Source organism: Acinetobacter sp. ANC 4204, assembly GCF_002135205.1.
Lineage (GTDB): Bacteria > Pseudomonadota > Gammaproteobacteria > Pseudomonadales > Moraxellaceae > Acinetobacter.
Genome location: NZ_NEFZ01000006.1, coordinates 182,042 through 194,937, shown reverse-complemented (window position 1 = coordinate 194,937; position 12,896 = coordinate 182,042). Strand labels below are relative to the sequence as shown.

Annotated in this window: 16 protein-coding genes; 7 read left to right on the top strand and 9 right to left on the bottom strand. The window is 41.7% G+C overall.

Translation table 11 applies throughout. The annotated features are described in order from the left end of the window. Positions 1–79 precede the first annotated feature (79 nt). The gene (locus tag B9T36_RS13445) at positions 80–358 is read left to right on the top strand and encodes a hypothetical protein (RefSeq protein ID WP_086209969.1); all 279 of its coding nucleotides are present in this window, start codon (positions 80–82) and stop codon (positions 356–358) included. A gap of 58 nt (positions 359–416) precedes the next feature. On the opposite strand, the gene B9T36_RS13440 is transcribed toward B9T36_RS13445, so the two are convergent. From B9T36_RS13440 to B9T36_RS13425, 4 genes are all read right to left on the bottom strand, one after another. Next, positions 417–2,132, bottom strand: coding sequence for a cation:proton antiporter (locus tag B9T36_RS13440; protein ID WP_086209968.1), 1,716 nt, complete (start codon positions 2,130–2,132; stop codon positions 417–419). A 146-nt stretch (positions 2,133–2,278) separates the two neighbouring features. Continuing rightward, a complete protein-coding gene (gene rpmG / locus B9T36_RS13435; RefSeq protein WP_003654787.1) occupies positions 2,279–2,434 on the bottom strand; it encodes a 50S ribosomal protein L33 in 156 nt (51 codons plus the stop codon). 12 nt (positions 2,435–2,446) lie between these two features. Next, complete coding sequence (gene rpmB / locus B9T36_RS13430) at positions 2,447–2,683, bottom strand: 50S ribosomal protein L28 (protein ID WP_000048256.1); 237 nt, start codon at positions 2,681–2,683, stop codon at positions 2,447–2,449. Between the two features lie 162 nt (positions 2,684–2,845). Further along, positions 2,846–4,294 carry a coniferyl aldehyde dehydrogenase gene (locus B9T36_RS13425; RefSeq protein WP_086209967.1) on the bottom strand — a complete coding sequence of 483 codons (1,449 nt, stop codon included), beginning with the start codon at positions 4,292–4,294 and terminating at the stop codon, positions 2,846–2,848. Positions 4,295–4,410: 116 nt separating this feature from the next. Here B9T36_RS13425 and B9T36_RS13420 point away from each other — a divergent pair, with 116 nt between their 5' ends. From B9T36_RS13420 to B9T36_RS13400, 5 genes are all read left to right on the top strand, one after another. Beyond that, positions 4,411–5,112: a TetR/AcrR family transcriptional regulator gene (locus B9T36_RS13420; protein ID WP_086209966.1), complete on the top strand. Its 702-nt coding sequence runs from the start codon at positions 4,411–4,413 to the stop codon at positions 5,110–5,112. Between the two features lie 71 nt (positions 5,113–5,183). Further along, positions 5,184–6,050 (top strand): formyltetrahydrofolate deformylase, encoded by an 867-nt coding sequence (purU, locus tag B9T36_RS13415; RefSeq protein WP_086209965.1) that lies wholly within the window; start codon positions 5,184–5,186, stop codon positions 6,048–6,050. Positions 6,051–6,264: 214 nt separating this feature from the next. Next, positions 6,265–7,032, top strand: coding sequence for an energy transducer TonB family protein (locus tag B9T36_RS13410; protein ID WP_086209964.1), 768 nt, complete (start codon positions 6,265–6,267; stop codon positions 7,030–7,032). A gap of 19 nt (positions 7,033–7,051) precedes the next feature. Beyond that, positions 7,052–7,675 (top strand): MotA/TolQ/ExbB proton channel family protein, encoded by a 624-nt coding sequence (locus B9T36_RS13405; protein WP_086209963.1) that lies wholly within the window; start codon positions 7,052–7,054, stop codon positions 7,673–7,675. After that, positions 7,675–8,079: an ExbD/TolR family protein gene (locus B9T36_RS13400; protein ID WP_086209962.1), complete on the top strand. Its 405-nt coding sequence runs from the start codon at positions 7,675–7,677 to the stop codon at positions 8,077–8,079. The genes B9T36_RS13405 and B9T36_RS13400 overlap by 1 nt, the downstream gene beginning before the upstream one ends. 60 nt (positions 8,080–8,139) lie before the next feature. On the opposite strand, the gene msrA is transcribed toward B9T36_RS13400, so the two are convergent. From msrA to thyA, 5 genes are all read right to left on the bottom strand, one after another. Then, positions 8,140–8,667, bottom strand: a complete 528-nt coding sequence (gene msrA, locus B9T36_RS13395) for a peptide-methionine (S)-S-oxide reductase MsrA (RefSeq protein WP_086209961.1) — start codon at positions 8,665–8,667, stop codon at positions 8,140–8,142. Between the two features lie 114 nt (positions 8,668–8,781). Next, positions 8,782–9,240: an META domain-containing protein gene (locus B9T36_RS13390; protein ID WP_086209960.1), complete on the bottom strand. Its 459-nt coding sequence runs from the start codon at positions 9,238–9,240 to the stop codon at positions 8,782–8,784. Between the two features lie 92 nt (positions 9,241–9,332). Then, complete coding sequence (locus tag B9T36_RS13385) at positions 9,333–10,388, bottom strand: DUF4105 domain-containing protein (protein ID WP_416202565.1); 1,056 nt, start codon at positions 10,386–10,388, stop codon at positions 9,333–9,335. Between the two features lie 25 nt (positions 10,389–10,413). Next, the gene (locus tag B9T36_RS13380; RefSeq protein ID WP_086209958.1) at positions 10,414–10,926 is read right to left on the bottom strand and encodes a dihydrofolate reductase; all 513 of its coding nucleotides are present in this window, start codon (positions 10,924–10,926) and stop codon (positions 10,414–10,416) included. A gap of 107 nt (positions 10,927–11,033) precedes the next feature. Beyond that, positions 11,034–11,876, bottom strand: coding sequence for a thymidylate synthase (thyA, locus tag B9T36_RS13375; RefSeq protein WP_086209957.1), 843 nt, complete (start codon positions 11,874–11,876; stop codon positions 11,034–11,036). Positions 11,877–12,361: 485 nt separating this feature from the next. Between thyA and B9T36_RS13370 the strand changes: the two genes are divergently transcribed. Continuing rightward, a complete protein-coding gene (locus B9T36_RS13370; protein ID WP_086209956.1) occupies positions 12,362–12,871 on the top strand; it encodes a CHAP domain-containing protein in 510 nt (169 codons plus the stop codon). Positions 12,872–12,896: the final 25 nt, after the last annotated feature.

Sequence of the window (12,896 nt, the reverse complement as noted above, 5' to 3'; positions counted from 1 at the left end):
AAAATTTGTCCTTATATCAATAAGTCTAAGCGAAGCAAAGTGCAACTGCCTTTGCCACCATGTTGAACATGGAGGAAATATGTCTATAGAACAGTTGAAAGAATTATTTGGAAATCAAGAGGCCATTTTGGAATTGGTTCAACTTGAAGGTGGCGAATTGGCACTACGTAACGCAGGTTCTGAAAGTGCGCCTTTAGTCACGATACAATTTAATGATGAAGTTAAAGCCCTATTGGGTGATCAAGCAACTGTGGTTGCACAGCATATGGTGCAAGCGGCTTTATACGCCTTACTTGAAAAGCAAGTGGGTGAGTGGCAAGCTGAAGTTGTAGACGAAAAACCACAGTTCTTGAGCTAAACTGAATAAGAAAAAACGCACTGAACAGTGCGTTTTTTTTGTATCTCGTGTTTGTTCTTTAGTGGGTGGGTGCCTGATGATGCGCAATCTGAATTTGATTTAAAATATGATTGCTCATATTTTTTGCCATTTCTTCTTTGGCAAAATACACTTCACCAATGTTGTCACGACGAATTACTTCGGCTTCTTCTTTACTTTCTGCACACACCAAGACCTGAATCTCAGGATTGAGAGTTTTGGCAATATCTACGATCTTATGAATATCTAAAATATCCATTGGAGAAAGTACCAACAGGCGCGCATGTTGAATATGGGCTTGAATCAGTACTCCAGGATCGGTTGCTATACCAGAAACAGCCGCAATGCCTTTCTCACGGAGGTTCTCTACAATTTCACGGTTTTCTTCCGCAATCACCACTTTAATGTCTTCGGCCATTAACTGTTTGGTAATACGACGTCCCACTTCACCATGCCCAACAATCACCACTTGGTCACGTAAGTAGTCCTGTGAGACTTCATCAGGCAACATTGCTAGTGGATCCCCACTACGTTCCAGTAAGCGGGCTAAATGAGAGCGTTCACGAATCCAACGTTGTACAGGTTCAATGGCAGAGAACACAAAACTGTTTAAAGTGATGGAGATCAAAGCGCCTGCCAATATCAGGTTTTGTCCTTCTAAAGACAGAAGTTTGAGTGAAACCCCAAGCGTTGCCAAGATGAAGGAAAATTCTCCGATCTGTGCCAGTGAAGCCCCTACAGTGAGAGCTGTATTGATGGGATAGCGGAAGAAGAGCACCAGTGCCATAGCTGCAATGGTTTTGCCAATCATGATAATGGCAACGACAGCAAGCACATGCACAGGTTGTTCTACTAAGATGCGTGGGTCAAATAACATGCCCACTGCAACAAAGAACAAAATGGCAAAAATTTCACGTAGAGGGAGAGTTTCCTCTTCTGCACGATGGCTAAAGTCAGATTCTTTGACGACCATCCCTGCAAAGAAAGCGCCCAGCGCCATGGAAACACCAAAAATTTTATAAGCACCGAAAGCAATGGATACCGCGGCAGCCACTACGGTTAAAGTAAAGAGCTCACGTGAACCAAGGCGAGCGACGAACTGCATGATCATTGGAACCAGACGTTTCCCGATGATCAGCATAAAAGCGATAAAACCAGCCACTTTAAGTAGGGTGGTGCCGAGGGTAAGCCAAATGTTGGTATTTTCACTGCCTGCAAAAGCTTCGCCACCGAGTAAGACCGCTGTTGCAGGTAATAAAACCAGCACCAAGACCATGACTAGATCTTCAACCAAAAGCCAGCCAACAGCGATTTTACCGTTAACTGAATTGAGTAGACCGCGATCTCCTAGGGCTTTGAGTAATACCACTGTGCTTGCGCAGGATAAACTGAGACCAAAAACCAGTGCAGAACCAAAGCTCCACCCCCAGAGCATGCTGACACCTATACCAAGTAGAGTTGCCACAGCAATTTGTAAAATTGCACCAGGTAAGGCAATGCGTCGAACTTGTAATAGGTCATTCAGAGAGAAGTGCATGCCCACACCGAACATGAGGAACATGACTCCAAGTTCAGCCAACTGGTTTGCTAGATGCATGTCTGCGACAATACCAGGGGTGTTGGGGCTGATGATAATACCGGCAATCAGATAGCCAATGAGTGGAGGGAGGCGTAAGCGTACGGCAAGATAGCCGAAAATGAGCGCAAGCCCAAAGCCAACAGCAAGTAATATAATGAGATCTACGTCATGAGGCACTAAAAACTCCTTAAGCAAAAAAGTTAAGGGTGAAAAATAAGCAAAGCACAAACGGTGCCAAAAGAGATTAAAAGTTTAACAAGTCGAATGAAAAAAAAGCAAAAAAAAACGACCTGATACAGGTCGTTTTTTCCAAAAAACTAAAATTATTTAATTTTAGCTTCTTTGAAGATTACGTGTTGACGGATTTTTGGATCAAATTTTTTGATTTCCATTTTTTCCGGCATAGTACGTTTGTTCTTAGTTGTGGTATAGAAATAACCTGTACCAGCAGTAGAAACTAGGCGAATTTTATCACGCATGGTTCAGACTCCTTAGATCTTTTGACCTTGAGCACGTAGGTCAGCAACAACCTTTTCGATACCCAATTTGTCGATAATACGCATACCTTTTGTAGTTAGGCGAAGACGTACAAAACGTTTTTCGCTTTCTAACCAGAAACGGTGGTGATGCAGGTTCGGCTCGAACCGGCGTTTGGTTTTGTTATTGGCGTGCGAGACGTTGTTGCCAACGACTGGACGCTTGCCGGTAACTTGGCAAACCTTAGACATGGTGAACTCCATTGCTAGACAGCACCGATTGTGCGGCTAGTCATTAAAAGTAAACGGATGAAATCATTCAAGGGGCGTTTTATACCAAAAATGCGCTTAAAAGACAAGCGATTTTCATTAAAACTAGGCATGATCGAGTGTGATAGATCATGCCTTGATCATTTAACGAAGAAGGGTCTTTGAAATCAACTTGTGAATTGGCTTGTTAAACGGCGGAAGAATGAACTTCAAGCTATATAACTTGGGATTCGACATCACTGACCGTTCATGCGACAAACTGAAGAAACCTTCTGGACCATGATATTTCCCCATACCTGATGCACCGACACCACCAAATGGTAAATCGTCCTGTGCGACATGGGTTAAAACCGTGTTTTGTCCGAAATGCCCTGAATGAGTACGCTGTGCAACATAATCTGCACGCGCCTGATCAAAGTCGAAGTAGTATAAAGCAAGTGGACGCGGACGGCTATTAATAAACTCGATAACATCGTCTATTTGATCATATTCCATGATGGGAAGCAGCGGGCCAAAGATCTCTTCTTGCATAATGCGCATTTCAGGCGTGACCCCTGTTAGCAAGGTAGGGGGAACTTTACGTGTCTCTGTGAATATTTCATTGGCTGGATTGATTTCAATCACTTGTGCACCTTGTTCACGGGCATTTTCAAGATAGCCTTGTAAGCGATTGTACTGCCGTGCATTAATAATCGAGGTATAGTCAGGATTATGCAGAATGTCTGGGTACATTTCTTCTACGCATGCTTGGAAGTAATCAATGAACTCTGCGGTTTTACCTTTAGGCAAGAACATATAGTCAGGTGCCACGCAAGTTTGACCTGCATTCCAGAGTTTGCCTGCAGCAATACGTTGCGCAACATCTTTTAAATGAATAGAAGGATGCACTAATACGGGTGACTTACCGCCAAGCTCTAAGATTAGCGGTACCAGATTTTCAGCCGCAGCAGCCATGACCGTTTTACCGACATTGGTTGAACCTGTGAAAATCAGTTTGTCAAAAGCTAAACGACAAAATGCATCGGAGACTGCGCCCCCGCCATTGGTCACTGAAACCAATTCTTGAGGGAAAGCTTCAGAGAGTGCTTTTTCAAGAATACGACCAAAATTAGCCGATGAGCTAGAAATTTTGATCATGGCATGGTTGCCTGCAGCCAAAGCACAAATCAGGGGTCCAATCGAGAGTAATAAAGGATAGTTCCATGGGGTAATAATGCCGATCACCCCTAAAGGTTGATACTGCACCCACGCTTTTGCTGGTTGGTGAATGATTGAAACATGACGTTTCGATGGTTTCATCCATGAGCTCAAATGCTTGCTATAATATTTAATATGCTCAAGGCACGTCAGTAATTCGCCAATTTTAGTCTCGCTGGTTGAACGGTTGCCGTAGTCTTGATTAATTGCCTCTGCAAATTGATCTTGATACTTAACTAAGATACGCTTAAGTCGTGCTAGACGGTCAATACGCTCTTTTGCAGTTGGCAGTGGGTAGCGTAAATAAGCGTACTTTTGCTGTTCAAGCACATCATGCAGATGCTGAATATCATAAGAATGTGGTGTCAATGAAGTTGTTTTTGTTTGACTGTTCATACCGCACTACCATTTCACATTTCAATTTATGTTTAATTTTTAGAGCAATTACTCTAATTAGTCAAGTTACTTTATGTGTTAGTCTTCTAATGCACTGAATGAATGGTTATTTTAGGATGTCCCAAACTAAAACGTTGAAAACCAAAGAACGTATTTTGCAGCTCAGCTTGCAGCTTTTTAACGAGCGTGGAGAACGTTCTGTTACGACTAACCATATTGCTGCTGAATTGAATATGAGTCCAGGCAATTTGTATTATCACTTTCGTAATAAAAGTGAAATTATCAAAGAGTTAATGGAGCAATATCAGGGTGAGACCTTGCAAATGCTTGCACTTCCTGATGACCGAGCATTGGATGCGAATGATAAAATTCGTTATTTTCAGGTGTTAAGTAGCCAATTGTGGGCATATCGCTTTTTACATCGAGATGTCTATCATTTGGTTGAAAATAATGAAGATTTTCGTAAGATGTACCCGCGTTTTGCAGGGCAAGTAATGCAGCAAGGGCAAAAGATTTATCAAGCCTTTGTGGATGCAGGTCTGATGCAAATGACCGCCTCTGAAATTGAAGCCTTGATTATCAATTTATGGATTGTACTGACCAACTGGACTAACTTCCTTTATATGTCAGGGCATATTACTGACTCAAACCATTTAGAAGAAAAGTGGGTCTGGCAGGCGCTACGTCAAATGGTGTTCTTAGAAGGGGCATATTTACGTGGTGAGAGTCGTGAAACCTATGAGCGTTTATTAGATACCATGGGACCTTCGGAGCTGTTTTCGAGTTTGGCCGCATTTAAATCAGATGATAAGCCATAAGGTGTTTTGACAGCCGAGTAAAAAGCGCTAGAATACTCGGCTTGATTTTCATTTTACTGATTTAAACTGACATGAATATGACAACTGCTAACACAGCACGGTTACTGATTACTTGTGAAGATAAGCCAGGGATCGTGCAAGCTGTATCGAGCTTTTTGTATCATCAAGGCGCGAATATTACTGCGCTTGATCAATACGCGACCGAAGCTCAGGGCGGACGTTACTTCATGCGTGTTGAGTTTGAACTAGACAATTTGCAGTCGCGTAAAGAAAGTATCACCCAAACCTTTGCTGCAAATGTTGCAGAGCGTTATGAAATGCAATGGCGTTTGGCGCTAGTGAGTGATGTCAAGAAAGTTGGGATTTTGGTCTCTAAAGTCGACCATGCTTTATTGGAGCTCTTATGGCGACATTCACGCGGTGGTTTACCTTGTGAAATTACCAAAGTGGTTTCTAACCACGAGACTTTACGTGAAGCCGTTGAAAACTTTGGTATTCCATTTGAAGTGGTGCCTGTGACCAAAGACAATAAACGCGAAGCTTATGCAGAAATAGATCAATTAATGCAGGGTAACGATTTATTGGTACTTGCGCGTTATATGCAAATTCTAGATGAAGAGTTTGTGGCAAAGTGGGAAATGAAAGTAATCAATATTCACCATTCCTTCCTTCCTGCTTTTGTGGGGGCAAATCCATATAAGCAAGCACATGAAAAAGGTGTCAAACTGATTGGTGCAACTGCGCACTATGTCACTGCGGATTTGGATCAAGGCCCAATTATCGAACAAGACGTAGAACGTGTAAATCATGACTTTACGGTAGATCAATTACGTGAATTAGGTCAGGATGTTGAACGTAATGTCTTGGCACGCGCAGTGAAATGGCACTTAGAAGACCGTATTATTGTGGATGGTAACAAAACAGTCGTTTTCCAATAAAAATAGATTGCGGACATGATTAGAAAAGGCATACATTAAGTATGCCTTTTTTGCTTTTGTTTTATTCGAAAAAACCATAAAAAGTGATAAATTAATAGTTGCAAATGAAAACACTTCTCATTTATCATTGCGCTACTTTATTGTACTAACCGATAAGCATGATAGTGGAAACCGACAATGTCTCTGCTAAGCTTAAATTAGGTAACAGATTTTAATGAGTTCAACAGTTACTTCTCCTATGCAAACACCTAACCCCATGAAAAAGAAAGTTGTTGCTGCTTTGGTTGCGGTTGTGGTGGGGCATATGGGTGTATTGTGGGCGGTGAGCCACATGAAAGCTCCTGAACTCAGACCCATCGAAAAAGAACCCATGAAGGTTCGTTTCGTTAAAATTCAAGAACCACCAAAACCGCTACCGCCTAAGCCGAAGGAAGAACCTAAAAAGGAACCGACTAAGCCGAAGGAAGTGAAGATTGTGGAAAAACCACAACCGACTCCACCGAAAAAGGTAGAAAAGGTTCAACAAGTTAAAAAGGCGGAAGTAGTCAAGCCTGTTGTTAAACCAACAGAGACTCCTATTAAGCCGACAGTTACCACGACCATTTCAGAGAAAAAAGTCGAAAAACCTGTCGTACAACCAGAACAAGCGAAACCTGTCACGCAAGCTGAACCTGCTGATACTTCACCTAAGTCGGTGTCGATTGGTGGTTCAGGTGTGCAATGGAGCCGCTCTCCAAAACCAGTTTATAGTAATCAAGATTTACAAGGTGAAAACCGTCAAGTAGTCGTACAGATTGAAGCAAATGAGAAAGGGGTCATTGTAAGTGCCCGCATTACGCGTTCAAGTGGCGTTCCTGCTTTAGATGAAAAGATTTTAAGAGCTGTCAAAGGCGCTAAGTTTAAACCTTATAAAGAGAATGGTGTGGCTTACCCAATTCGGGCCGTACAACCATTTGATTTAGAATTGAATACAAAACGCTAACTTTATCAGGAGTTCGAGTATGAACTTTTCAGTTTATTGGCAACATGCTGATGCAGTCAGTAAAACACTGTATTTCATCTTGTTGGCAATGTCGATTGCAACGTGGACCATTTTTGTTTTACGTATTATGGGTACACGTCAATTGAAACAACAAGCTTATGCTCAACTTTCACAGGCTTTAGCTAAGTTAAAATCAAAGATTGCTACACTAAACTTTGATCAACGCAAAGCTGTTGCTGAACAAGCTTTGCTTCGTCAGATTTCTGCAGAAAAAGCAAATGCTGAGAAAGGGGTTTCTATTTTAGGAACTATCGCATCACTTGCGCCTTTCGTTGGTTTGTTCGGGACCGTATGGGGGATTTTCCATGCCCTTGTTGCAGTCGGTAAAAGCGGTCAAGCAGGCTTAGCACAAGTGGCAACACCTGTGGGCGAAGCACTGATTATGACGGGCTTAGGTTTGGCTGTTGCGATTCCTGCTGTATTAGCGTACAACATCTGCGCACGTGTGAACCGTACCTTAGCACATGAACTTCAAGATCAAGCTCATGGTTTGTTGATTGACACTATGTTGCAGCAAGATTCAGCACCAGCAAGTGCTGAGGCGAAAACAACTCAATCAGGTTTAGTTGGAGGTCAAGCTTAATGGCTTTTCAATTGGGTGACGATAACGATGCTGGCATGAATGAGATGAACCTCATTCCGCTGATCGACATTATGTTGGTATTGATGATCATCTTTTTGGTGACAGCGACCGTTGCCAACCCATCAATTCCATTAACTTTACCAAAAACGACAGCGGATATTATCGACCCGCCGCCTAAAGCGATTACTGTTAGTATTAATGCGAAGGGCGAAGTGGCTTGGGATAATCAAGTGATTAGCTTGGAAGAGCTGCAAACTCGCTTTAATGAAGCGGGTGCGTTAGAAACCAAGCCAACAGTTCAACTTCGTGCAGATAAAGAATCTCGTTACGATATGGTCGCGCAAGTGATGTCTCGTGCAAGTGAGGCTGGACTGGCAGATATTGCTTTTGTTAGCGATAACTAAAAATGTAGATGATAAAAAAAGCGACTCTTGAAGTCGCTTTTTTTATGGTCAGTTATTGAGTTATTTGCTGTCTTTCAATAAAGCCTGAAACTTAGAACGGAGTTTCATGAGTTTTGGGGGGATAGCAAAGTTGCAATAACCTTGGGATGGATTCCGCGCATAAAAATTCTGATGATAATCCTCTGCGGCATAGAAGGTTGGTACTGGGCTGAGTTCCGTTACAATATCGAGACCTTCAGCTTTTAAGTCAGCAATCGCCTGTTCCGCTACAGCACGTTGAACATCGTCAAAATAATAAATGACAGAACGGTATTGTGTTCCAATATCGTTACCTTGACGGTTAAGTGTTGTTGGGTCATGGGTGGCAAAAAACACATCGAGCAATTGCGCATAGCTGATTTGCATTTCATCAAAGTCAATCAAAATGACTTCTGCATGATTGGTATCGCCACGACAAATGTCTTCATAGGTTGGGTTATTGGTATGTCCACCTGCATAACCACTGGTCACTTTATGTATGCCTTGAAGCTCTAAATACACAGCTTCTACACACCAAAAACATCCACCGCCAAAAAGTGCCTGTTGCATTTTAAAATCCTAATTGTGTTTATATCTGTTGATATCAGGGCAGATTGGTTCACTACAATGTTGTTCGTTACGGATTAAAAAAGCCTGTGTTTACAGGCTTTTCTTAGCAACGATTTAACGTGGTTGAATCGCTGAACCAAACTGTAGCAACAAGTTGCCATGTCGATCGAGTAGTTTCAGCGTCTTGCCAAACACTTGGTAATGAGTCACTTTTGCAAGTGCCTCCTGAAATTGTTGTGGAACTGTACTGTTGTTTAAACAAGCCATACGTGTAGTTGCGAGTTGGCTCAAGGTGAGCGTATCGCGTCCTACGGTATAGCTACCCATAATACGATTACAGCCATCTGCTCCGCTGATGCGGTTATCTGCTGAAAATTGAAGGCTTGGGATGTTACGTTCATTTGGCGCTGTTTTAATTTCAGTATTGCCAATCTGTGTCAAAATCCAAGCCCTTTGCTGGAGTTGTTGAATATTGGCTATTTCAATGGTATCGGATGGGGCAGGTGTAGTTTGGCAGCCAGACATAATTAAGCTACTCGCTAAAAGACTGCTTGCAATCAGTTTTTTTAACATGGGTCAGACTCTTATTGTGATGTATGCTGAGAACTATCAAAGCAAATTTTGTTTTGAATTGCTAGTTTTAACTTGATGACTTTTGGTTGTATCTATTTACCTGTTTGGTCTACAGGTAAACCTTGGCGGATCAGTTGAGAGTACTGTGAACTGGTTAAAGGTGTATGACTGTTTACACGTGGATTAATATGGGCTTTTTGATACCACGTTTTCATATCCCATTGTGGGCTGATCGCCCCTAAATCATATAGATAATTCGGTAAATAGCCCGAGGCTAAAATACGATAGTCTGTTGGCCATTGCTCTTGGGAAATGGCTTGAACCATATCAAACACCAAGGTTGTGCAATTACTGGTGAGGGTGTTATACCATTTAGGATGTTCGGCTAACTCATCCGCCTTACGTAAATACTCGGCGAACAGTGCTTTGCTTTCAGACTGTCCAAGGCGAATGGGAAAGAAATAAACCTGTTCATGACGAATATTACTGCGGGTATACACAATATCATGTTCGTCTGAGGCGATTAAACTCAACTCATATTTTCTAAAAAAACCACCGATGGCTGAAAATTCTTCATTTTTTTCTTTACGAATTTCAATAGAAAATGTGAGTGGTGCAGTATTGGCAAAGTCAAAACTGACGAGAGTATGCGCGATTTGCGGTCCCATCCAGTAGGAGGTGATGATGTTGACACCTGTAATTTGATTCAAATCAAAACTACGTGTATCCCACTGTTCAGTATATGAGCCATCTGAATGCCAAGTGAAATTACGAACATTGTGTAAGGTGACAAGGTCGCCTTGTTTTTCATAGGACAAAATTTTAGCGACTTCTGGGTTCCAGTCACGATCTTGGCGGGCCTCTAAACCAAAATACCAAGATAAGCTCAGTAAAAAACTAAGAATATAAATAACAATATCGCGGCGGCGGCCAAAAAAGTTGTGACTAATGTAGATGCCTAATACGCTGAGTGCAAAAGCAATCCATGTTCCAATCAAAATACGACTAATGAGCCAGCCGAAAGGCTGTTGAATCCAAAGTGCAAAACATAGCCAAATAGAACTGAGCAAAACAAAAATACTAAACAGGGTGTGAATTAATCCAAAACCTAGCGTTCGCCAAAATTCTTCATTTGTCATGTTCTGCATCATGTTTTAGCAAGAAGAATATGCTTTATTTTTGATAGGTTGCGAACTCAAATGCAATCCCTGTTTTGTCATCAATATGTTGTTCTGACGCGACTTTTTTAAATGTTGACGGAATGGTAGGATAGTACGCATCACCTTGCACATTGAGCTCAACATGCGTGAGTTCTAAACGATCAGCAATGTCGATGGTTTGTTTAAAAATTTCACCACCTCCAATGATGTAAAGGCTATTCGGCTTTTCTGATGCTTGAACATCCGCAACAGCTTGTGTTAAAGCCTCTTCGATACTATATGCCACTTTGGTTCCTTCAAATGACCAAGTGCTGTCGCGAGTAATCACCCAATTGACACGTTTAGGTAAAACACGCCCCATAGACTCCAGTGTTTTACGTCCCATGATGACGACACCACCTTGCGTAATTTCTTTGAAGTGTTTGAGGTCAGCGGAAATGTGCCAAGGCAGGTCATTGCCTTTACCAATGCAACGCTGTTGATCCATGGCAACGACATGTACAACTTCTAAGTTTTGAAAGGCCATAAGGTGCTCGAATGTGAAGTTTTATTATTTATTTTTCCTCAAGCAGAGGAAGAATATCTCTTTATAAATGCGAATCTCGCTGATTGAGCGAGATTCAATGAGTCTGTTTAAACAGCAACAGGAGCTTTAATCCCAGGGTGCGACTCATAACCAACGATTTCAATATCTTCAAACTTGAAGTCGAAAATATCTTTAACTTCTGGATTGAGTTGCAGTTGGCACAGTCCTAAAGGGTCACGGCTTAACTGAAGCTTCGCTTGCTCAAAATGGTTGGTATACAAATGCGTATCACCACCCGTCCAGACAAAGTCACCAACCTCTAAACCACAGACTTGCGCGATCATGTGGGTAAGGAGCGCATAACTGGCAATATTAAAAGGCACACCTAAAAATACATCTGCACTGCGCTGATAGAGCTGACAAGACAGTTTGCCGTTATGGACAAAAAACTGGAAGAGGGTATGGCACGGAGGAAGAGCAACTTGCCCTGCTTCTTGTGGATTCCAACCCGATACAATCAAACGGCGTGAATTGGGATTGGTCTTAATTTCATTCACTAACCAAGTAATTTGGTCAAAACCATCTTGTTCATATAGACCATCGGCTTTTTTCGTTGCGCCGAAGTTACGCCATTGATGACCATAGACAGGCCCTAATTCGCCTTCTGGGCGACCGAAACGTGCAGTTTGTTCTGCGGTAGACCATTCATCCCAAATAGAAACTTTATGGTCTTTTAAATACTGAACATTGGTATCCCCTTTTAAAAACCACAACAGTTCAATTACGATCGAACGAAAGTGCACTTTTTTAGTGGTTAATAAAGGAAAGCCTTTAGAAAGATCAAAGCGCATTTGATGACCAAAGACAGACCGCGTTCCCGTACCAGTACGGTCGCCTTTGTCGCCACCGTTGTCGAGGATGTGTTGTAAAAGGTCCAAATATTGACGCATATTTCTCTCATATTTTTGGGTAATCACTTATGCGCATTCTAGCTGTTTTTTACTGAGGATGGAACTTCGCGGGATTTGAGCTTAGTGCGATTATTTGCTGTTTTGGCATGCTTCACTTTTTGCCATTAAAAAGGATTCTGATGCTTCAATGTGAGGTTTTCTTCAGGGTTGAAACCAAAGAATATAGCTATTTTTGTGCCGCAAGACGTACTCATTTGGATCTATATAGAGTTCAATATGCAGGAAATTTGAGCGAAAAATGATAGCCCACAGGAGACTTTTAACTGATAGATTGTTTGATAATTAATTTTTTAAATGAATCTTTATTTCAAAAAATACAGTGAAAATAGAACTTTAGAAAAGTGGCTTGGTTCTTTGAAAAAAAATATTACATTTAGAACATGAAAGTTCAATGCTGAGCGGTTAGTATTTCCAACTCGAAAAGATGTAAGACCCTGATGATTGGGAGGAGTGTTGGTTTTAGTATGCCTTATGATCAAAACGTGAATATGAACGAAGTCTATGCGCCTGCGCAAACCAATATCATAATACGTTCCCAGTCAGAGAGAAACGTTACAGCTTCTGAAATCCTGACCTCGAAGAAGGCAAGAGAAAGAGCAATCAATAGTAATCAACGCGTAGATATTGAAAAATTTACGGGGTTTCTAAAAAATATTACTCGTCAAACCAGTACTCAGAAATGTGCGAAAAGCATTCGCTTAGGTCTAGAGTCTGCGGGTGCTCAGTTTAAAAATCATCCTGTTGCTGCGGCGGATTGGGGGAGAACCTTAACCAGTATTGGCTACCGCAAAATCAACCTGTCTTTTGATCAGCCTAAAAAAGGCGATATCTATATTATTGACCGGACTGCAAAAAATCGTTATGGACATATTGCCGCTTATTCAGGTAATGGCTGGGTTTCAGACTTTAAACAAAGTGGTTATGCAGTTTACCGTAATCAGAATGTGAACTATAGCTACTATCGAATGGATTAAAGGATATAAATATCCCTCCAATATT

What these genes read in the sequence shown, in the direction of transcription:
- rpmG (WP_003654787.1), bottom strand. Translation starts at nt 2,434, where the DNA reads ATGCGTGATAAAATTCGCCTAGTTTCTACTGCTGGTACAGGTTATTTC.
- thyA (WP_086209957.1), bottom strand. Translation starts at nt 11,876, where the DNA reads ATGCGTCAATATTTGGACCTTTTACAACACATCCTCGACAACGGTGGC.
- B9T36_RS13410 (WP_086209964.1), top strand. Translation starts at nt 6,265, where the DNA reads ATGAGTTCAACAGTTACTTCTCCTATGCAAACACCTAACCCCATGAAA.
- rpmB (WP_000048256.1), bottom strand. Translation starts at nt 2,683, where the DNA reads ATGTCTAAGGTTTGCCAAGTTACCGGCAAGCGTCCAGTCGTTGGCAAC.
- B9T36_RS13385 (WP_416202565.1), bottom strand. Translation starts at nt 10,388, where the DNA reads ATGCAGAACATGACAAATGAAGAATTTTGGCGAACGCTAGGTTTTGGA.
- B9T36_RS13445 (WP_086209969.1), top strand. Translation starts at nt 80, where the DNA reads ATGTCTATAGAACAGTTGAAAGAATTATTTGGAAATCAAGAGGCCATT.
- B9T36_RS13370 (WP_086209956.1), top strand. Translation starts at nt 12,362, where the DNA reads ATGCCTTATGATCAAAACGTGAATATGAACGAAGTCTATGCGCCTGCG.
- B9T36_RS13405 (WP_086209963.1), top strand. Translation starts at nt 7,052, where the DNA reads ATGAACTTTTCAGTTTATTGGCAACATGCTGATGCAGTCAGTAAAACA.
- purU (WP_086209965.1), top strand. Translation starts at nt 5,184, where the DNA reads ATGAATATGACAACTGCTAACACAGCACGGTTACTGATTACTTGTGAA.
- B9T36_RS13425 (WP_086209967.1), bottom strand. Translation starts at nt 4,294, where the DNA reads ATGAACAGTCAAACAAAAACAACTTCATTGACACCACATTCTTATGAT.
- B9T36_RS13380 (WP_086209958.1), bottom strand. Translation starts at nt 10,926, where the DNA reads ATGGCCTTTCAAAACTTAGAAGTTGTACATGTCGTTGCCATGGATCAA.
- msrA (WP_086209961.1), bottom strand. Translation starts at nt 8,667, where the DNA reads ATGCAACAGGCACTTTTTGGCGGTGGATGTTTTTGGTGTGTAGAAGCT.
- B9T36_RS13390 (WP_086209960.1), bottom strand. Translation starts at nt 9,240, where the DNA reads ATGTTAAAAAAACTGATTGCAAGCAGTCTTTTAGCGAGTAGCTTAATT.
- B9T36_RS13400 (WP_086209962.1), top strand. Translation starts at nt 7,675, where the DNA reads ATGGCTTTTCAATTGGGTGACGATAACGATGCTGGCATGAATGAGATG.
- B9T36_RS13420 (WP_086209966.1), top strand. Translation starts at nt 4,411, where the DNA reads ATGTCCCAAACTAAAACGTTGAAAACCAAAGAACGTATTTTGCAGCTC.